At 58.3% G+C, this 19,976-nt stretch carries 18 protein-coding genes and 7 pseudogenes; 13 read left to right on the forward strand and 12 right to left on the reverse strand.

The genetic code is table 11. The features are described 5' to 3' along the window. Window positions 1-85 precede the first annotated feature (85 nt). From CO666_RS30320 to CO666_RS30335, 4 genes are all read left to right on the forward strand, one after another. Window positions 86-295: a CBS domain-containing protein gene (locus CO666_RS30320; protein ID WP_008534154.1), complete on the forward strand. Its 210-nt coding sequence runs from the start codon at window positions 86-88 to the stop codon at window positions 293-295. 154 nt (window positions 296-449) lie between these two features. After that, window positions 450-707, forward strand: a complete 258-nt coding sequence (locus CO666_RS30325; RefSeq protein WP_008534156.1) for a BON domain-containing protein — start codon at window positions 450-452, stop codon at window positions 705-707. Window positions 708-746: 39 nt separating this feature from the next. Beyond that, complete coding sequence (locus tag CO666_RS34330; protein WP_016737394.1) at window positions 747-890, forward strand: hypothetical protein; 144 nt, start codon at window positions 747-749, stop codon at window positions 888-890. A gap of 321 nt (window positions 891-1,211) precedes the next feature. Next, entirely contained in the window at window positions 1,212-1,532 is a 321-nt protein-coding gene (locus CO666_RS30335; protein ID WP_008534157.1) for a hypothetical protein, read from the forward strand. On the opposite strand, the pseudogene CO666_RS30340 reads toward CO666_RS30335, so the two are convergent. The 6 genes and pseudogenes from CO666_RS30340 to CO666_RS35160 all read right to left on the reverse strand — a co-directional run. Beyond that, a pseudogene (locus CO666_RS30340) lies at window positions 1,483-1,883 on the reverse strand (transposase); the annotation flags it as partial. The gene CO666_RS30335 and the pseudogene CO666_RS30340 sit on opposite strands and share 50 nt — an antisense overlap. Window positions 1,884-2,061: 178 nt before the next feature. Continuing rightward, a pseudogene (locus CO666_RS30345) lies at window positions 2,062-2,386 on the reverse strand (xanthine dehydrogenase family protein molybdopterin-binding subunit); the annotation flags it as partial. Next, entirely contained in the window at window positions 2,383-3,144 is a 762-nt protein-coding gene (locus tag CO666_RS30350) for an N-acyl homoserine lactonase family protein (RefSeq protein ID WP_004674371.1), read from the reverse strand. The gene CO666_RS30350 and the pseudogene CO666_RS30345, both read right to left, overlap by 4 nt. A 1-nt stretch (window position 3,145) precedes the next feature. Then, window positions 3,146-3,424, reverse strand: a complete 279-nt coding sequence (locus CO666_RS35075; protein WP_008534159.1) for a (2Fe-2S)-binding protein — start codon at window positions 3,422-3,424, stop codon at window positions 3,146-3,148. 604 nt (window positions 3,425-4,028) lie between these two features. Then, window positions 4,029-4,247: pseudogene (locus tag CO666_RS34745) on the reverse strand (FAD binding domain-containing protein); the annotation flags it as partial. Between the two features lie 200 nt (window positions 4,248-4,447). Next, window positions 4,448-4,606 (reverse strand): annotated as a pseudogene (locus CO666_RS35160) (transposase domain-containing protein); the annotation flags it as partial. 209 nt (window positions 4,607-4,815) lie between these two features. On the opposite strand from CO666_RS35160, the gene CO666_RS30365 reads away from it, so the two are divergent. From CO666_RS30365 to CO666_RS30385, 4 genes and pseudogenes are all read left to right on the forward strand, one after another. Further along, window positions 4,816-5,283, forward strand: a complete 468-nt coding sequence (locus CO666_RS30365) for an avidin/streptavidin family protein (protein WP_004674376.1) — start codon at window positions 4,816-4,818, stop codon at window positions 5,281-5,283. 217 nt (window positions 5,284-5,500) lie between these two features. After that, window positions 5,501-5,728, forward strand: a pseudogene (gene tnpB, locus CO666_RS34940) (IS66 family insertion sequence element accessory protein TnpB); the annotation flags it as partial. A gap of 326 nt (window positions 5,729-6,054) precedes the next feature. Then, window positions 6,055-6,342, forward strand: a complete 288-nt coding sequence (locus CO666_RS30380; protein ID WP_008534161.1) for a hypothetical protein — start codon at window positions 6,055-6,057, stop codon at window positions 6,340-6,342. Window positions 6,343-6,389: 47 nt separating this feature from the next. Beyond that, window positions 6,390-7,057: pseudogene (locus CO666_RS30385) on the forward strand (transposase domain-containing protein); the annotation flags it as partial. 77 nt (window positions 7,058-7,134) lie between these two features. Here CO666_RS30385 and CO666_RS30390 read toward each other — a convergent pair. The 5 genes from CO666_RS30390 to CO666_RS30405 form a co-directional block, all read right to left on the reverse strand. Further along, entirely contained in the window at window positions 7,135-7,527 is a 393-nt protein-coding gene (locus CO666_RS30390) for a hypothetical protein (protein ID WP_004674379.1), read from the reverse strand. Between the two features lie 26 nt (window positions 7,528-7,553). Further along, entirely contained in the window at window positions 7,554-9,503 is a 1,950-nt protein-coding gene (locus CO666_RS30395) for a multicopper oxidase family protein (protein WP_037174857.1), read from the reverse strand. A 480-nt stretch (window positions 9,504-9,983) separates the two neighbouring features. Beyond that, complete coding sequence (locus tag CO666_RS34945) at window positions 9,984-10,106, reverse strand: hypothetical protein (RefSeq protein WP_009982859.1); 123 nt, start codon at window positions 10,104-10,106, stop codon at window positions 9,984-9,986. Between the two features lie 22 nt (window positions 10,107-10,128). Continuing rightward, window positions 10,129-10,830: a RibD family protein gene (locus tag CO666_RS30400; protein ID WP_008534164.1), complete on the reverse strand. Its 702-nt coding sequence runs from the start codon at window positions 10,828-10,830 to the stop codon at window positions 10,129-10,131. A gap of 31 nt (window positions 10,831-10,861) precedes the next feature. Next, on the reverse strand, window positions 10,862-11,713 hold the full coding sequence (locus CO666_RS30405; RefSeq protein ID WP_008534165.1) for an SDR family NAD(P)-dependent oxidoreductase: 852 nt from the start codon (window positions 11,711-11,713) through the stop codon (window positions 10,862-10,864). A gap of 467 nt (window positions 11,714-12,180) precedes the next feature. Between CO666_RS30405 and CO666_RS30410 the strand changes: the two genes are divergently transcribed. From CO666_RS30410 to CO666_RS30425, 4 genes are all read left to right on the forward strand, one after another. Beyond that, window positions 12,181-12,963 carry an SDR family NAD(P)-dependent oxidoreductase gene (locus tag CO666_RS30410; protein ID WP_170967852.1) on the forward strand — a complete coding sequence of 261 codons (783 nt, stop codon included), beginning with the start codon at window positions 12,181-12,183 and terminating at the stop codon, window positions 12,961-12,963. 11 nt (window positions 12,964-12,974) lie between these two features. Continuing rightward, entirely contained in the window at window positions 12,975-13,922 is a 948-nt protein-coding gene (locus CO666_RS30415) for an SDR family oxidoreductase (RefSeq protein ID WP_004674385.1), read from the forward strand. A gap of 131 nt (window positions 13,923-14,053) precedes the next feature. Next, complete coding sequence (locus CO666_RS30420; RefSeq protein ID WP_097603448.1) at window positions 14,054-14,950, forward strand: LysR family transcriptional regulator; 897 nt, start codon at window positions 14,054-14,056, stop codon at window positions 14,948-14,950. A gap of 286 nt (window positions 14,951-15,236) precedes the next feature. After that, window positions 15,237-16,103: an ISAs1 family transposase gene (locus CO666_RS30425; protein ID WP_237353332.1), complete on the forward strand. Its 867-nt coding sequence runs from the start codon at window positions 15,237-15,239 to the stop codon at window positions 16,101-16,103. Between the two features lie 409 nt (window positions 16,104-16,512). Here the strand turns inward: CO666_RS30425 and CO666_RS34760 are convergent. Beyond that, window positions 16,513-16,693: pseudogene (locus CO666_RS34760) on the reverse strand (hypothetical protein); the annotation flags it as partial. 468 nt (window positions 16,694-17,161) lie between these two features. Here CO666_RS34760 and CO666_RS30440 point away from each other — a divergent pair. After that, window positions 17,162-19,606 (forward strand): beta-glucosidase, encoded by a 2,445-nt coding sequence (locus CO666_RS30440; protein ID WP_004674391.1) that lies wholly within the window; start codon window positions 17,162-17,164, stop codon window positions 19,604-19,606. Window positions 19,607-19,976: the final 370 nt, after the last annotated feature.

Here is a 19,976-nt window from a genome sequence, read left to right on the forward strand (position 1 = left end):
TCAATGCGCTCAACAAGTTGGCTCCGTAATTGTCCGATCGAAAAGGAGACAGCGCGATGCTTGCTAGAGACATCATGACGACCCCGTGACGACGCTCGACGAGGGACACAACGTCAGGGAAGCCGTCGAGATCGTCAACGCCAGCAAGATCGGCGCGGTGCCCGTCATCGATGGCGAAGGGCGGCTCACCGGCATCGTCACCGGGGAGACCTGCTGCGCCGGGTGGCGTCATCCTGGGCGAGACGGGCGGTACCGCATACGCGCGACCGCGAAGATGCACTGGCGGACTATGTGAAGGCCCGAAGCTGGCGCGTCAAGGACGTGATGTCGACGCCCGTCGTCAGCGCCGCCCCGAGCGCAACCGCGAGCCAGCTCGCAGAACTCCTGCAGGCCCACGACATCAAACACCGAACGGCAGACTCGCCGGCATAATCAGCCGTCACGACTTGATGCGAGCGCTTCTCGATGTTCGACGGCAGTGTACTGCTTCCGGCGACGAGGCCCTAGGGACGGCCGTTCGTGGCCGCCTGGAAACCGAGTTCGAAATAAGGTTCCCCATCGTCAATGCGACCGTCTCCGACGGGGCAGTGACCCTGAGGGGAGAGGTCGAGACGGAGCTGGAATGCTCGGCGGCCAGGGTGGCGGCGGAAAGCATCCGCGGCGTCGGCGGCGTGGTAAACAACATCACCCTGGATACCGCATGGTGAGCTCTCTCAAACTATGAAATCGTCCCTGGAGTTTCCGTCATGTTTGTCAGGGTCATCGCAGACGCCGTCGTGTCGAGGCTTCTCCTCGTCATCCTGATCCTCATGGTGGGGACGGTCGTGAGCGTCCTACTGGTGAGGCCATCCGACGACTCCCGAACCGGGCGCGTCGAGCGCTCTCTCTGACCCGTGAGTGCGCGATGAACATCTGGCCCTCCAGGATTTAATTGTCCGGCCGCGTCCCGCAAATGGCGCGACGGATTCGATGCTCTCCGAACTATTCGGCTTCATCTGGCTGATGGGAAGGCGTCATCAGGCGTTGGTCGCAGGGCTGTCCCTGGCTCTTTTCGTTATCGGCGCGGCGCCTCTCGAACTCCAGCGCCGGATCGTCAATGAGGCGACCGAGCAAGCGTCATACCGGTCTCTTCTCTTTCTCGTCTCCCTCTATCTCGCGGTCGCAGTGTTGAAGGGCGCGATAAATTCACCTCCAACCTCTAAAGAAGCTGGGTGGGCGAAAAAAGCACGCTTTGGCTCGGGGCGCGCGTTCTGCATCGGGCCGAGACGCCGCCATCGGAATCCACGCTCGAGGGGGTTGAGCTGTCGATCGTCTTTGCGGAAGCGGAACCGGTGGGCAGTTTCGTTGGGACCAGCATCTCCGAGCCGCTACTCCAGATCGGCATCCTTGTCACCGTGGGCGGTTATCTGATCTATCTCCAGCCGCTGATGAGGATGGCCGTCGCAGCCACCTTCGCCCCGCAGATTGCGTTCGTCCCGATGTTAGGCTGCTCACCTGGCTTTTGGAGATGCCGCTCATACCCATGGCCTTGACCAAGTCGTCGACAGAACGAGTCGAGATTCCCTGGATATGCGCTTCCTGGATAACGGCCGTCAGAGCTTTCTCTGCCATGCGGCGCGGTTCAAGGAAGCTCGGAAAGTAGCTGCCTTTGCGCAGCTTCGGAATGCGAAGCTCGACGGTGCCAGCCCGCGTCTCCCGATGTCACGGTAGCCATTGCGTTGTGCGAGCCGCATCGAGTTCTTCACACCGAAGTCTGCACCCGTAGCCGAGCCTACTTCCAGCTCCATCAGCCGATCGGCAGCAAGACCGATCATCTCACGCAACAAATCTGCATCGGCACTCTTCTCAACAAGGGAGCGCACGTTCATCATGTCATTGGTCATCGGTGATCTTTCCGTCAGGTTGGTCTTGAACAACCCGACCCTAGCGGAAAAACACTGATGGCCGCCCGCAAAGCCGGTCACCCGCTACAGCGCAACGAGAAGCGCGCGGGCGCTCGGCTTTACTCCCTACCGTCACCTACGCCACGTACTGGGACACGATCCGATAGAACGGCCACCTTTTCCCGCGTGCAAGTGGCCATATGGGGGTGGCGTAATAACCAGGCATACGCGAGGTCGGTATGGCAGGTTTGATCTCTCCTTCCAGGTCGCTCGCGTTATAGATCGCGACGACGCCGGGCACCGAGAACGCATCGCCGACATCGATGTTCAGGATTCGGGCATGTGGCTGGTCGGAGCGTCGCAATGCGATATGCAACATACCGCGGCGCCATGTCATCGACATACTGACCAACACCCGTCAGCAGACGTGGATCTTCGGTGCGCTTGTCCCGCTTGCCGACAAGTTTGGGCCGCAGCTCGACGGAATGGTCCTGCTGGCTCATTCGTAGAACTCCACACCCTTTCGCAACTCTTGCCATTGCGCGTCGTCGTGGCCGAAAATGATAGAAGCTCCCCGCTCCCGAAGAGCTTTCAGGCGAGCGAGTGCCTCTGCGGCGAGTTCGATGTTCCAAGTATTTCTCGGAGCGATACCGGTGTCGACGCTCGCCTGGAGCGGGGCAGCATCTGAAGCGAGTATAAATGAACCATCTTTTTCCAGCTCGACACGGGCGACGGTCATTCCGGGGGTATGACCCGGCATGGGCAGCAAGACGATGCGCCCGTCGCCAAAGACGTCATGCTCGGCATTGAAGGTCTGGAAACCCTGGGGCTGGTCCCATTCTCCTCGAAGATAGCCTTGATTTTCTGCACCGCTTGCCGTGGCGGCCTGCGCCTCCGCTTCGTGGCAGAGGATCGTTGCGCGCCGAAAGTACGCGTTGCAGCCGCAATGATCGGGATGCAGATGTGAACAGATCACAACATCTATGTCCTCGGGATCGAGAGCAAGAGTCTTCAACTGATGAACGACCGTCCGCTCTGGCGAAAAGATCGGGGTCATAACCTTGCTTAACCCACCCCATCGCGCGCCTGGATCGATGGCGGCCTCTGGATTGCATCCGCTATCGAACAGCGCGTTGCCTTGGGGATGGCGCATCAGGGTGGCGTGAACCGGCAATTCAATCGCTTCTTCCTTCAGCGCCCCAGGGACGTAGATGGACCGGCGCATACGAAGGCGGCCGGCCTCGAGAAAATGCATCTTCATCTTAAGGTCCTCTCTTGCTAGCCAGTTCGCGGACGGCGTTGACGATGTTTTCATAGCCCGTACAACGACAGATGTTTCCTGAGAGCGCTTCCCTGATCTTATCATCGGTTTCCAGCGGATGGTGGCGAAGAAGGTCGATGATCGCCAACGATGAAACTGGGCCTACAAATTCGCATTGCAGGCCATGATGCTGGCGGAACGCTTCTTGGATTCGTCCGAGTATCGACGCTTCCCTGGCCATGGTTTCGATTTCGCTCCCGTCTGCCTGCACTGCAAGCATCAGACAGGAGCGTGCGCTCCTTCCATCGAGAATGACGGTGCAGGCACCGCAAACGCCATGTTCGCACCCGACATGGGTTCCGGTCAGGCAAAGGATCCTGGCGCAGGAAGTGGCTCAGCAGCGTTCGTGCTTCGATCGTGCGCGTCATATACGCTTCGTTGACGCTGACGGTGATCGTCTTCTCACTCATCTTGCTTGAAGCCTTTCGTGGTTCGCGCGGCTCCAGGCGGCGCGAAGGGCCCGTTTGGCAAGGACGCCTGAGAGATGCCTGCGGTAATCTGCAGAGGCATGGATATCCGTGTTGGGCGTGAGGATTCCAGCCAGGCGATCCGCCACCGTATCGAGAGCCGGCTCGGAAACATCCGTCCTCGATGATCTCTTCAAGCCGCAGCGGGGTTTCACCAACGCCCATCATGCCAACGCGAACGTCAGACGCCCTGCCATCTACACAATGCAGCGTCGTCGCAAAGCAAGCGAGTGCGAAGTCCCCGTGGCGTTTTGCAAACTCCTCAAATCCCCATCCGGCATCCGGTCTCATCGCGTCGAGCTCGACGCGAATTACAAACTCGTCCGGTTCCAACGAGTTGACCAGCGATCCGACAAAAAAATCGGCTGCAGGTATTTCGCGTCTGCCGCGCTGAGAGGAGGCGATGACCGTCCCACCGAGGAACCGTGTCATCATCGGCATCTCGGTCGCTGGATCCGCATGCGCGACGCTGCCGCCGAAGGTGCCGCGGTTGCGCACGGTCATATGGGTGACGTGATGCATCGCCTCATGCACGATCGGCAAGTGTTGGCGGATGATCGGGTCTGTCGCGGTCATGTGATGGCGTACCGTCGGCGCCGATTCTCACCCGATCTCCGTGCAGTTCGATCCGATCTCCATGAACCGACGTTACTACGCGCGGCGCCCAAAATCCCGCGGCCCTGCTCGGATGGATACGATCTCTCTGAGCAGTTCGAGGTTCTCGCCGGTCATGGTGGCCACGTCTTCGATCGTGCAGATATGCATCGAACGAGCCATCAGGCGGCCTTTTGCGCAGTGGAGACCGTCGGAAGCATATTCCACGGCAACAGGTCTTCAAGCCTATCTACCGGTTAATCTTTGATCTGGGTTAGGACGTCCGTGAGGTAGCTCTCGGGGTTGCGGCCATGCAGTTTGTCCGTTCCAATGATGGTCAAATATTAGCGTTGCGCTATCCCGTTCGTAATTTGCATCGTGTAAGTCTTCACTCCTGATGCTCGTTCTCGGGCCGCGCCACGCAACGCGCGGCCCGTCTTTCGGTTTTCTCAACCCGGGAAATTGCTACTCGGATTGATTGATTATTACGAGTTTATATGCAACCTTCGGTACGATCGCCGACGGTCGGCGCACATCAGGAGGAAAAACCATGATCCGTACTAATGCAGTTGCAGCACTTGTGTTTGCTGTAGCAACCTCAGCTCTTGCTTTCGATGCAAGCAACTTCAAGGATTTTTCAAGCATCGCATCGGCTTCCAGCAGTTGGCAGAACCAGTCCGGCTCGACGATGATCATTCAAGTCGACTCGTTCGGAAATGTCTCCGGCCAATATGTAAACAGAGCCCAGGGCACCGGATGCCAGAACTCGCCCTATCCGCTAACAGGAAGGGTAAACGGGACGTTCATCGCATTTTCGGTCGGCTGGAACAATTCGACGGAGAACTGCAATTCCGCAACCGGATGGACCGGCTACGCACAGGTCAACGGCAACAACACTGAGATAGTCACGAGCTGGAACCTCGCTTACGAAGGCGGCTCCGGTCCGGCCATTGAGCAAGGACAAGACACTTTCCAGTACGTGCCGACGACTGAGAACAAAAGCCTCTTGAAGGATTAATCTCCTCTGCCCTGCCGGCGCTGGCCCGTCAGAGATTGTGGAGCAAGAATTCATCGAATATGGCCAAAGGCTTAGACGAAGCTGCTTTCCCTGCCGAATAAAAGCGCCGCGTGCTCGTCCGCGCGGCGCAAATCCTTATTTGATGAGTTCAATGCGGCCAAAACTTTCCGGACAAAAGTAAGCATCCGAGGATGCGCCGCCTTGGGGCAAACGCGGCGATCTGATCAAGGTCGTTTGGCACGATGGCCAGGGGGCCTGCCTGTTCACGAAAAAATTGGAGCGAGGAAGGTTTATCTAGCGTGACGGCCAGGGCGCTTGTCTGTTCACGAAGAAGCTGGAGCGCGGCCGCTTCATCTGGCCGTCAGCCGCTGACGGCACGGTGGTGATCACACCGGCGCAGCTCGGTTATCTGCTCGAAGGTCTACAGAAATATCCCTGCTTGTGAGTCTGACGAATCATCACCGGACAAGATCGAGGTGCTGGATCCGAGCCATCCGTTATTTGGACGCTCCTTTAATGTGATGCGTGAGGTGGGACGTAGAGGCGGCAACTTCGCGCCGTCGTATGAGGTTGAACATCGTGGTGGATCGACCTTGCTGATACCCGTGTCTGCGACACAGGGATATGTCGAAGCCTGAAATACTGACGCGCGAAGGACACCATTCGCCCAATTGTGAGGAGAAGGTTTTGCCAATCACTGTGCAACGCCTCCGCCTTGCAGCGGGCATCTAGGTAAAGGCACAGCGCAACAGATGGACACACGAACCTAGTTTGCTCAGCGCCGTACAACTTGCCGCCAGGCTCGATATTCCCGTCAATTGGATTTACGTTCAAATCAGGCGGAAGCGCCTGCTCATCGACCAGCAATCAACCGGAGCATATTTGTTCCAAAATTCCCCAGCGGTCGTCAACGCGGTTCGCGACCTTCGCAACCGTACCATTCATCAACTCGATCTGAGAATCATTCAGCCTCACCAGGAGGGGCATCAACATGCGTTGTCGCTGGAGGGAATTGACTGGCGCGCACGGCAGGAAACCTGGCGCCCCAGCCGGGTTTGACTCAATTTTTGCATTGAAATTGTTGATAAATCTGATTCAATGTCGTTATGACATTGCCGCCGCTTACCCTGCCATCGGACCTTGCCAGCGCTCATCCGGCGCTGCTGGCCGAACGTGCTGCGCGGCTGCAAGCTGAGGCGGACGCGGCCAACGCGAAGGCGCGGCTGTCGAGCATTGAGGCGCTCAACGTGCATTTGCAGTTGCTGACCGGCAAGCTGGAGCGCGAGAAGCACGGGCCGCGCCGCGAGCGCACGCAGCGGCTGATCGATCAGTTGGAATTTGCAGCTCGAAGAGCTCGTGGCGTAGGCCGCCGAGGACGAACTGAGCGTCCAAGAGGCCGCGGCCAGAACGCAGTCCGTGCGCGCCTTCGCCCGCAAGCGTCCAGTGCGCAAGGCGTGGCCCAAAGACGTCGAGCGCGCACGCATCGTCATCGAAGCGCCGACGGCATGTGCCTGCTGTGGCGGCTCGCGGCTGTCGAAGCTGGGCGAGGATGTGACGGAAACGCTGGAGGATATCCCGCGCCGATTCAAGGTGATCGAGACGGTGCGCGAGAAATTTACCTGCCGCGATTGCGAGGCGATCAGTCAGGCTCCCGCACCGTTCCATGCGACGCCCGCGCGGCTTCATCGGCCCTCAGTTGCTGGCGACGATCGTGTTCGACAAGTTCGGGCAGCACATCCCGCTGAACCGCCAGAGCACGCGGTTCAAATGTGAGGCATCGGTCCGTCGACCTAGACCCTGGCCGGTGAATGTTGATCCGAATGTCTTCGAGCTGCGGCAAATGCTGGAGCATCACTGTCGCACGGCATACCAGGAGGCAACGTAGCCGGCTGCGGCGACCCCATGCGAATGCGGGACGTCGCGGACGATGCTACCGACAATGGCGTCCCTTTGATCGACGCCATTCGGCCAGTTCGGCACGATGTAGCCGCGATAGCTGTAGATCCAGGTCTCGCCGGCCACATCGCCCTTTCCAGTGAATTGCAGCTCGACAGGGTCTCCCGGACGCACCGTACCGGTCAATTCCAGCGACCACCCGGGCCCACCAATGGTTCCGCCGACCTTGCGCCGAGCCAACTCGGTCAGCACCAGCGTTCCCTGGCCAAATTCCAGTGCATTGAAATCAACCGATAAATCGGGATTGTTGATCAGGCTGCGATAACTCCAAGTGCCAGTGAAGCTCATAGTTCCTCCCAATGGCGATCGACGCCCTAATGATGGCCGGAAACGGTGCCACCCTGGCCGTCCGGCAGGGTGATCCTGATGTTCTGCATCATGCCCTGGTCCTCATGATCGAGGATGTGGCAATGCAGAACGAACTCGCCGATATAGCGCTGGTAGTGCGTCCGCACGGTGATCGTGTAGCGCGCCGACGGATCGGTGCCGGGATTCTTGATCCACAGCGTGTCCTTCCAGACATTTTTCAAGCCTGGATATTGCGGATCGCCGTCGTCATCGGCGCCAAGCGCGCTGACATCGTTGCCGGCCGCATCGACAATTTTGATGATCTGAAACGGATTGACATGGATATGGAATGGGTGGCTGACGAAATCCGAGCGGAGCGTCCATTCGTCGACTCCGCTCAGCGGCAACATCCGGTCGATGCGGTTGGGATCATAAGGTTTGCCGTCAACCTCGAAGAAGGTGGCACCCGGCTGTTTCACATCGATGTTAAACACCAGTTGCTGCTCGCCGGTGACCTCGCCCGCGTCGATGTCCGGATGGGGAATAAAGCTTGAGAGCGACATCTCGTTCTTGAGGTCATCGATAACCTTGCCGGCGACATTCTGTGACATCGTGCGCTCAGCCGCCGAAATCAGCCAATCCTGAAGATAGGTGCCGATCTCGCCATTGACGGCATGGCCGCCTACTGCAGTGACTATGCCGAGAAGCCGTCGGCTTGGAGCCTCCTGGTTGACGCTGGCCGCTGCCGGTGCGGCGCCATCGATGATGCAGTAGTCACCCGCTCCTGGCAACACCACCAGCGCGTCAACGCGGTAGCCCGGTTGCAGGATCGCTTGCTGCCGCATCTGCACCTGCGCCATTGTCAGCCCGTCCTGGGCCACCACCCCATACGGAATAGTATCCTTGCCGCAATTCTGGTCGATCCATCTGTCGGTGTCCGCTGCCGCAAGCGTGCGGAACGCGGTCGTCCCGGTCTTGCGCCGGATTTCGAAATTGATGGTGTCGCGAACCCCGGCGTGTATCATCCGCCACCGCTCGACCGAGCCAGCCTCCGCTGATGCCAACTGACCAAGCACCTGGCCGTTGACGCTGGTGAAGCGGCCCGAAGCCGGCCAACTGCCAGGTCCGAACTGATCGTAGCTTTCGATGCCGCCCACCTGTCCTGGCTGGCAATCATAAGTGATGTCGCCATTGTTATCGGTGCAAGCATATTGAATCTGCTGTAGCACCAAAACCCGTTCGGCGATATCGGAGCCGCCCGGCTGCTTCAATAGGCGGTCTATATCGCCAGTCTCGGTCGGTGTCGGCATGCGATCGCCACGGATGATCAACGCCCCGGACATGCCACTCGACACCTGCAATGCGGTTGATCCGTGTAGGTGTGGGTGATACCAGAAGGTGCCGGCGGGATGCTCAACGGCGATGTTGTATTCATATTGGAACGAAACGCCGGGACGGATTGAGATCAGCACATTATCGCCATTGCCAGACGGATTTACCCAGAGACCGTGCGAATGCAGGTTGGTACCGTTGAAGCAATGGGGGGTATTGGCACTGCCACCGCCGATGCCGCAGGTGGAATCCTGAGGGAACAGGTTGTGAAGCGTTACCCGCACCGTCTGACCGGGCCGTAGATCGATGGTCGGTCCAACCAATGGCGTGTCGGCACCGGATAAGCCGGTCTGGCGGGCGTCTTGATAGCCGCGCAGTTTAACGTGGTCGTAGCGCGCCGTGGCCGGATTGTAGATCTGTCGGTCGAGATAGGTAGCGTTCATATCGAGCAGAACCTCGCCCGGAAATGTCTCCCGGCTTTGTTCGAAGGTTTTCAGCATCCCCTGGGATTTTGTGATAGGTTGCAGCATATAGGCCAGGGGGTTAGTCACGGCCCTGGCCTCTTGAGCGACTGCGAATAGCGCATGGGTGACCGAAAAAACGCTCGCCATACCGAAGATCGCAATTTTGTCAGACACAGACAAACAACCCTCCCAAACCTCTGCCCGGAGTTTTGTTCTCCCCGGGTCGAACCGCATCCACAAAGTTCTACTGCGTCACCATGCGTTCACCTGCAATTCGACTTTGACTCGCGCGCTTTCTCGGGAGAAGACAGCTGCCGCCGCGCGACGAGAAAGTTTCAAGACTCATGCCACTCTGGCCGGATCGAGCCTCAGAAGGAATCTTGTGCCTATGCTTCAAGGACTTCCACGAGAGCGCGGTAGGAAGTCGGGCGGAACAGCACCATGGCGCGCACCTGACAAACCTGACAGCAGGTGTAGTAGGCCCGACATTTTTGTGGGGAGCATCGTTACGTGCGGCAATACGCGTCTCACCTTGTTTGTTTGTCGAGCTGCACTCGAGCAACGCCTTGACGCTCATATCGCGGTCACCGCCGCGGGCATTAATGTCGGCGTCACATACCGTTCATCACACCGCCTAATCGGAGAGACACCACGGGCAGACTACGCCAGTTCTTCCGGCTCTCTGCGCTGCGCGATGATCTCGAAACAAGGTTGCTTGCTCAGGAGTATCGCGCCCTGCTCCTCGACGATCATTTCGACGACGGCAGGAGGGAGCCCTTCCACAATCTTCTCCTATGGACGTCTCTTATGGACGTCCAACGCGATATCTCAGATGCACGGAGCCGAGGCCAGCGGCTTCGGCGCTGATAAACGTGAGCCTCGCCCTGCCGGCAAGCCCATCCTCGCCGCCCTCGAATATGGCCGGTGTATTCGACTTGCCTCCGATCGCAGGGAAGATGACCAGGCTGACCTCGTCAACAAGACCCGCCTTCAAGAAATGGCCATTGGTTTGCGCCCCGCCTTCCAGCATCAAGCGCTTCACACCGAACTCGGTTCCAAGAAGGTCAAGCGCGTTTTTCAGATCGACGCCATCTTTCTCCGAGACGATATAGGAAACGCCAGCCTGGGTGAGGCCCGCCAGGTAAGCATCATCCACGTCAGATCCTGTCAGGACCACAAGGTGAGCTCCGTCAATGTCGCTCTTGTCCCAGCGTAGCCGACCGTCCTTATCCACGATGACAGCGAACTCGCCGGCGTCCGGGTTGGCGATATGGATCGGTCGCGCGGCTGTGCCGGTTGCTTGATAGGGGCGGTCGACGGCGTCCGCGAACTCTTCTCCCGTCGCTCTTCCCGAAAGCCAGGCGTCGGCACCGATCTTCTCATGCAGGCCGTCATAGATCTTCACGAGCTCATCGACCGAATGGCCGGTTGCCTCGGCCCAATCATTGACGATCAATCGGCCATCCAGCGGCGACATCATGTGACAGATTACATAGGGTCTGGGCATTGGATTACTCTCCTCTACAAACATTCCACCGTCAGTGACCTGCCTTCAACCAGGCTGCGAATTTATCCATCCAGTCGGGGTGCCAGCGTGAAAGCGCCGGCCGGTTCAGGATCATGTCGTCGGCCGCCCAGCGGATCCTTCTGGCATCGATCGCAGACGTAACCGCGTTATCCGGACAGATGATGTAAAAATTCTCGTCGAGCAGACGGACCAGGAAGTATTCCACCAGTTGCTCTGCGGTCCATGCCTCATCGGGTTTCGCAATGCCCTGCGGCTTGAGTGCGATGTTCATGGGTGTCCACGTGTAGCCAGGGACGAGGAGATGAGCCGAAACACGACCTCCCGTCTCCTTCAGAAGCTCGTGCGACAGCTGTTCGGTCAGGACTTTGACAGCTGCCTTCGCCACCGAATATGCGGCGTTACCTGGAGGAGTCGTAATACCTTCCTTGGAGCCGAGGTTGACAACGGCCGACTGGCGACCGGCTTCGATCATGTAGGGCACGAAGACGTGTTGCGCGGCCTGAACACCTCGGAAGTTTACATCGATCTGGCGTCGCCACTTTGCAGGATTGTCCCAAGGGCCGGCTCCTTGCGTTATGCCCGCGTTGTTTACTAGAACGGCCACGTCGCCAAACCGCGAAATCGTTTCGTCCCGCAACCTGGTCAGTGCCGACAAATCTGATACGTCGCCGCTCACGATCAGGATGTCCGTGTCGAGTGTCGAAGTAACATCCTCAAGTGCGTCGGCGTCGAGATCCAGCAGCGCGAGCTTCATGCCGCGGGCCGCGAGAGCCCTCGCGATTGCCAAGCCGATGCCCTTCGCAGCTCCCGTGATGACCGCAACGCGGCCAGGAGCAACGACGCTGTTCATTCTCTCGCTCATTTTTTGTCTTTCCCGTCATTGGACCGTCACCGCTGGAAGGTGTGCCGGACAAGCCGTCGCCGTGGAATTTTTCTCCGAGAAGCGTGCCGGCCGATGGCACCAGCGCAGAGAAGTCCATCAACGCTACTCGGGCGCTTGGGTCGTCGGATCATATCCGCGGGCTGCGAACGACCGTTCGATCGCACTATAAGAATAGGGTAGCGCGACGGCTACTTGAAGTGAGCGGGATCGCACGCACCGATGAGCCGTGTTCACTCAAGGGCCTTCGTGACGTAGGGAATGCCTGGCCAGTTCGACCGCGGACGGGACCAAAAAGGTAACGCACTCCTGGTCCCTGCCAGATCGGTGGATGATTTTCACTCACCGCCCCGATCAATTTTGCTCATGTAACCAATCGGCTCCACGGGCATTTGGTCACCAGCGCCTCGAGACGATCGTGGTGCTGACCAAACCAAAGGAGTGAAATCATGACAGGGAATAAACCACTCGCAATGATCACGGGCGGCTCATCTGGAATAGGCTTCGAGCTTGCCAAACAATTCGCCAAGAATGGATTCGATGTCGCCATTTCAGGCTCAAGCGACAAGGTGAACGAGGCCGCCGATGCGCTACGAAGCCTTGATGCCGAAGCATATCCGTTCAAAGCGGATGCCTCGACGTACGATGGCGTCGAGAGGTTCTGGACCTTTACGCAGGGGCTGGGGCGCCCCTTGGAAGCCGCGGCTCTGAACGTCGGTATCGGTATTGGCGGCGCCTTTGTCGATAACGATCTCGAGGATGAGCTTCGCCTGCTTGCGATCAATGTAACCGGGACCGTCCATATGGCCAAACGCGTCGTCCAACATATGGTCAAGAACGGCCGCGGCAGGATTCTCATCACCTCCTCGGTTTCGGCGACCCTGCCCACGCCATACGAAACCGTTTACGGCCCGTCGAAGGCATTCGGTTACATGTTCGCGGAATCTCTGCGCGAGGAGTTGCGCTCGACCGGGGTCACGGTGACGGCACTCCTTCCGGGCGCCACCAACAGCGACTTCCACGCGAACGCTGGAATGGGCGGTACGAAGCTCGGTGGCCAACAAAAAAACGACAAGACGCTCGTCGCCCAGCAGGGGTTCGAGGCTCTCATGAACGGCATCGACCATATCGTCGGCGGAGATCAGGAAACCAAGCGCCAGGTGTTGGAAAACCGGACGACCCCCGAGCCCGTCAAAGCCGCGCGGCAAGCCGAATTGACCCAACCGCAGTGAAGGAGCACGTCATGTCACATCTGAAAAACAAGGTCGCCATCGTCACAGGGGCTTCCTCGGGCATTGGAGCGGCGACCGCCAGAGGATTGGCGGAAAAAGGTGCGCGCGTCGTCCTTGCCGGCCGCAATGAGGAACGCCTCAGTCAGATCGTCGAAGACATCACCGGTTCGGGAGGTATTGCCAGCTACAAGGTTGCTGATGCCACGGATTTTGAGAGTACCAAGGCCCTCGTCGCGTTCGCCACAACGACGTACGGCCCGGTCGATATATTGGTCAACAATGCCGGCCTCATGCTCTTTTCCTATTGGAAGGATGCCGCCGTCGGCGATTGGAACAAGATGATCGATACCAATCTGCGTGGCTATCTGCATGCGATCGCCGCGGTGCTGCCGTCGATGTTGGAGCGCCGGTCCGGCCGCATCCTGAATATGAGCTCTATCGCCGGCGTTCATGTCGGCGAGGCGGCAGGGGTTTACGGAGCCACGAAGTTCTTCATACGCGGTATTACCGAAAGCCTCAGGAAGGAGGTGGGCGTGGGTAGCGGGATCCAAGTGTCTATGATCAGCCCTGGCGTGATCGATACCGGCTGGGCCGACAAGGTTCATGACGAGACGGGCAGAAAGATCGCCGGAGAGCTCAACAAGCAGGGTATTCCGCCGTCGTCGGTGGCTGAAGCCGTGGTCTATGCACTAGACCAGCCCCCGGAGATCACGATCAACGACATTTCGTCCATCCAACCCGGCAGGACTGGTAGCCCGCGTTTTCGAGAGCTCAGAACTAGAACCTCCGGGACTGTTAGACCGCCTCGCGGAACCAACCGGTGCCGTCTCTCGTGGCTGTGGACACGAAGATCTTCATTGCATGACGATCTAATCCCGGACGTTTTCGTTTTTCAGCGACCGGGCCATCTCCGCCGTCCTTCGCAGGATCCAACATGGATCACTAGGTCAAATTTTTGACTGCTTCCTCGGCCATCACATACCAAATACAGGGCCAGTTAAATAAGGATTGAAGGTGCCGGCCGGCCTGAAGCAAGGTCGGCGCCGGCAAGGGCGATCTTTTTCAGTACAAGTGCGAGTATCCATAACTCATGGTATCAACGCGGGCCGACCTTGAAACTTTCGTCGCGATCGCGTGCGCGGGGGGGTTCCGAAAGGCCGCCGCGCTTCGCGGCGTTTCCGGGTCTGCCCTCAGCCACTCGATCAGGGGTTTGGAGGCCCGTCTGGGCGTCCGTCTGTTTCATCGGACAAGCAGGAGCATCAGTCTCACCGCCGCCGGCGAAGTGCTGCTTGCCGAACTGGAGCCCCGTTTCCTCGGCATTCAAGCTGCGATGGATCTCCTAGACAGTTTCAGGAGCGGGCCTACGGGCAGAGTGAGAGTGACCACCCTGCGTGACGCCGCCGAGCTGCTGATCGCTCCTCGACTGCACAGTTTTCGCAAGAGCTACCCAGATGTCGAGGTCGAAGTCAGCGTCGAGGATCGCTTCATCGATATGGTCGCCGAAGGTTTTGACGCGGGCATCCGTTATGGGGGAACGGTTCCCGAGGGGATGATCGCGTCGCGTCTGACATCCGAACTCGAATGGATCGTAGTCGGTTCTCCGGCCTATCTCAACGAACGAGGGCGGCCCGCGCGGCCGGAAGATCTCTTGACGCACGAGTGCATCCGGATCCGAACCGGTACAGATCACCTCTGCAAATGGGAACTTGGCGACGGCGATCGCATGGTTTCTCTCGACGTTCCGGGACTTCTCACGCTCGGAGATTCGGAACTATCTATCCGCATGGCGGAGGAGGGAGGCGGTCTCTTTTATTGCCTGCAGGCCCGGGTCGAGGACAAACTTGCGGCCGGTTCACTCGAAGTCGTGCTGCCGGACTGGACCTCTACCGGGCCGGGTTTTCATGCATACTACGTTTCGCATCGACAGGTGCCGTCCGCTCTCCGGACGTTTCTCGACTACCTTAAGGCGCCGGTTGCGGGCGATTGAAGTGACGGCCAGACGAGACAGCTTCACCAGGCAGGAGAATCGCATATGGATGGTAAGGAGTTGTTTTGCTGAGGCAAATCGACTCAAGAACTCTCCGATAATTTGGAGGTACGGATGAATCGATTTGCCACCTGTTTTAAAGATCTGCCCGACCCTCGGGGCGCAACACACGTCATCCGCTGATGTCGATCCTGTTCATTGCCATTGCCCTGATCGTTTGCGGCGCCGAAAGCTGCGCCGACATGGCCGATTCGGCGTTTCCAAAAAGAAGTGGCTCAAGACGATCGTGCCGCTGCCCTATGGCATCGCCGGCCATGGCACCTTCTCCACCGTTTTCCGCTGCCTCAATCAGGTTGCCTTCGAAGCCGCTTTACCGAAGCCTTTGCAAAGGGCATGGAAGGCGTGGTGGCGGTCGACGGCAAGGCGGTACGAGGCGACGCCGCTGCCCCTCGTCAAGGTCTGGGCTGCCGGTTGCGGCCTGGTCATCGGCCAACAGACCGCGCCGGGCCGCAACGAGGTCCAAGGGGCGCTCGATGCGCTTGCGCTTTTGTCGCTGGAAGGTGCCATCGTCACCGCCGATGCCCTGCATTGCCGCGCCGATACCGCTCATGCCATCCTTTCCGCCGGCGGCGACTATGCCCTGGCGTTGAAGGCCAATCAGCCCGGCCTCCTGGCACAGACGATTGCTCGTCTGGACGACGTCGAGCCACTCGGCGTCCAGACCGCCGCCGAGAATGACCATGACCGCTGCGAAAGACGCCGTGCCTGCATCGTCGCCGTCAATGACATCGACTTCCCCGGCCTGCAGGCCATCGGCTCCGTCGAGGCCACAAGCCGTCATGCCGATGGCCGTCTGACCAGCCATGTCCGCTACTTCCTGCTCTCCACCGTCATGTCGGCTGCCGCCCTGATCGAGGTAACCAGAACTCATTGGCAGATCGAAAACAAACTGCACTGGGTGCTCGACGTCCAGTTCCGCGAGGATGCCGCCAGAAACCGTAAGGATCACGGACCGGCAAACATTGCTCTGTTACGAAAGATTGCCCTCAACCTCATCCGGGCCCATCCAGATAAGGCCTCCATTCGTCGAAAGATCAAGAAGGCAGGGTGGGACGATCAGTTCCTCATCTCTATCATCGCTCATATGCGATAGCCCTGCTTCACCAGGGGAATTTGAGTGCCGGCAGAAAGCGGTCGCTCGCAGCCAGAAAAATAATTGGCAGCAAGATCGCCTGGCATCCTTTAACATGCCGAAAGCGGAAAAAAATACGTGACAGCCTCCGATCCCTCTCTGAGCCGAGGCCATCCATGATGGTAGAGAATCCGCAAGTCTTCGGCTGTCTGACACGACCAGCCGGTACGAATGCGGTACTGCCACGGCTCTCCTCCAGGCGCCCGTTTTTGATCTCTCGATATCTAAATTTGTGCAGACGAGCAGGCAAAGCTATAACGGCAGGATCAACGAATACTGGTAGCTCTCAGACAATCTGGATCGATATCAACCGGGAATGCCTGCATATGTAGGGAGGATTCAAGCACGGCGTGAGGGCGATGCAGACGGACGAGGCGGAGACGTCACGGAAACCCGAGAGCACCTGCATCACCTCGCTCGAGGTTTCCAGGCGGCCTTGTAGGAGACCCGCGGCGTAGTGCCCCGAAAACCCCACCGCGCAAATGCTGATTATGAAAGACAGTACGAAAATGATTACTCTGTAGCCGGAAACGGGACAACAGCCTGTCCATTGTGGTCGATCCTTGTCCATAGGCGGTGAAGAAACTTCATCAATCGGGATCCGCCTCCGAGGGAAGCATCGAATCATCAATGACGACACGAAAGCTGCGCGACCGAGGTTGTCTGTCAACAGATTGTCTGATAAAGCTTGCTAATGTTCGAACTGTCTCACAAACTTGCGGAGGAATAACTCCGTAACAGAACCGGCGCTGCCGCAGCCGGCACAACTTTCACTGCTGAAATCGATTGCCGCGATGTTCCTTGTTTTCAATGGAAAGCGGTGACCGCATCTCGGCTATGTGAAGGCTTCGAACATGTCGTCGTCCTCGCGACGGCGGGACGCGACGCCTTGATGAACAAACGGGCGTCCTTTTTATGGATGGACGGCTCCATGGCGCCGAGATCACCAGCTTCCCCGATATGCATCTTGAGATGTTGATCTGGGACAGGTAAGTATTGAGATTCAAGAAGCAGAGAAGATGATTGATAAGAAAGCATTGCTCGATAATATGACCTTGGCGGAGCAGGTCTCGCTACTTTCCGGCGATACGTTCTGGTCTTTACCGCCCATCGACCGCCTAGGGATAGGGAGATTGCGCTTGACCGACGGCCCCAACGGCGCCCGCGGGGCGGGGTCTTTTGTCGGAGGTGTGACTGCAGCGGCTTTCCCGGTGGGCATCGCCATCGGAGCGAGTTGGAACCCGGATCTAGCCAAGGAAATCGGCAGTGCCCTAGGTGACGAGGTTCTTTCAAAAGGTGCCCACGTCTCGTTAGCCCCCACCGTTAACATCCAGCGTAGCGTCACAAACGGCCGCAACTTTGAGTGCTTCTCTGAGGATCCGATCCTGACGGCGGAACTTGCAGTCGGCTATATCGAAGGTCTGCAGTCCACGAAAGTCGGTGCCACGATAAAACATTTCGTCGGCAACGAGTCCGAGATTGAACGTACAACCATCTCTTCAGATATCGATGAACGCACGCTGCGCGAAGTCTACCTGATACCCTTTGAGACGGCGGTGAAGCGGGCAAAGGTCTGGGCCGTGATGTCTTCGTATAACAAGCTAAACGGTACTTACACGGCGGAAAGCCATTGGCTGTTGAACGAGGTTCTGCGCGGTGACTGGGGTTTTAACGGCGTGGTGATGTCGGACTGGTTCGGCTCGCGTTCGACCGCACCCACCGTGAATGCTGGGCTGGATCTGGAGATGCCGGGCCCGACCCGCGATCGCGGCTCCAAGCTACTGGCTGCGGTCGAAGGCGGCGAGGTTAGTGTCGAGACGATCCGCGCCTGTGTGCGCAATATCCTGACTTTGATGGAACGCACCGGCGCTATCAACGATCATCGCGAGTTTAAGGAGTACGCCATTGATCAACCGAAACATAGGGCATTGATCAGGCGCGCGGGAGCGGAAAGCGCAGTTCTGCTACAGAATGACGGGATCCTGCCATTGGCTCAGCAAGGTATGGTCGCCATCATTGGACCCAATGCCAAGGTCGCGCAGGTGATGGGAGGCGGCTCGGCGCAGTTGAACCCTCACTATGTCATCAGTCCGTGGCAGGGGCTGGTGGACGCGCTGGGTGAGGAGAATCTGTGCTACGCTCAGGGCTGCAACAATTATCGGTTTCAGCCGCTAATCGAAAACCCCACAACCTTCGAGTTTTTCCAAGGAAGGGAGCTAGCTGGCGAACCGGTGAAGGTCGTCGAGGAACCGTCGAGCCTTGGTGTATGGTTGCCCCCCGTGGCCGAGGGCTTTGTCGATCCCCTTCGCTTTTCGGCTAGAATGCGCACCATCTTCACAGCCTCGGAAGCCGGCGTCTATCGCGTCGGACTAACCTCGGCCGGGCTTGGCCGGGTCTATGTGGACGGCAGACTTGTGGTGGACGCTTGGGCTTCCTGGATACGTGGTACCACATTCTTTGAAGAAGGCTGCGAAGAGGTCGTGGGTGAAATCACGCTCGAAGCCGGCCGTACATACGAGGTCGTCGCCGAGTACGCCCGGCACGACCACGTCAACCTCTATATCGCCGCAATTCGGGTAGGAATAGGCAGATTTTCGGCCGAAGCGGAGATTGCCGAGGCAGCAGCCGTCGCGGCAAAGGCTGATCATGCGGTAGTCTTCGTGGGCAGAACGGGCGACTGGGATACCGAGGGCTCCGATCTTCGCGGTATTGCACTTCCCGGTCTGCAGAACCAGCTTGTTGAGGCGGTAATTGCGGCCAATCCGAACACGATCGTCGTACTACAAACCGGTGGACCGGTGGAAATGCCCTGGCTTTCCGGTGCTCGTGCAGTACTGCAATGCTGGTATCCCGGACAGGAGGCTGGCAACGCGATCGCCGATGTGCTCCTCGGCAAGGCCGAGCCCTCGGGCCGACTGGCACAGACCTTCCCCGTGCGCTGGGCTGACAACCCCACACATACTGAGGATGACGCGGTCTATCCAGGTAAGGACGGCCATGTGCGATATGACGAAGGTGTGTTCGTCGGTTATCGGCACTACGACCGCCACGGCATTAAGCCGCTGTTCCCGTTCGGTCATGGTCTCGGTTATTCAAGCTTTGCGATGTCGGACCTGACGGTAGGGCTACCAGACGCTGCCGGCGCGGTGACAGTGACACTGGAATTGACCAACATCAGCGAGCGGCCAGGTTCGGCAGTGGTGCAAATCTATGTCGGCGATGTTGAAGCATCTATACCCAGACCGGTTAAAGAGCTGAAAGCCTTCTCGAAAATTGCCCTGGAACCCGGTGAGAAACGAAGGTTGCGTTTCATACTTGACGCCCGAACATTTGCCTTCTTCGACACGACCGAGCGGCGTTGGCGGATAGAGGCGGGGGAATTTGCAGTGATGGCTGGGTTCTCGGCCACCGACATCCGTTTGAGTTTAACTGTCACGCAAAAGGGCGCTGTCTTGGCGCTCTGAATGGGCCGCAAATCAATGACCACATTGGGCAGTGGTCGAGTTCCAACGTATGCAGTTTTGGCGGTGAAGCTGGGTGAGTTGAGTGAGAGAATGCCTCAAAACCGGTACTTGGTTAATGGCATGGCGAAACACCGCCTGCGCCTCCAAAAACAGGCAATGTTTTCTGAACGATCGTAAGCGCGATTTTCCCCGCACCTTCTGCAATTGAGTGAGCTTTGGCATGAGGTGTCCACCAAAATAGGTGGACACCAAGGGATGGAAGAAGTGACCTGCCACTGAATTTTCATCCGGCGGCGACTAGATGTGGAGCCTCAACAGGTTGTCCTGGGTAAGAGCGAGCCTAGTGATTGGTGGTTTTGAGTTTAGACTT

Origin of the sequence: Rhizobium chutanense, assembly GCF_002531935.1 — a bacterium.
Lineage (GTDB): Bacteria > Pseudomonadota > Alphaproteobacteria > Rhizobiales > Rhizobiaceae > Rhizobium > Rhizobium chutanense.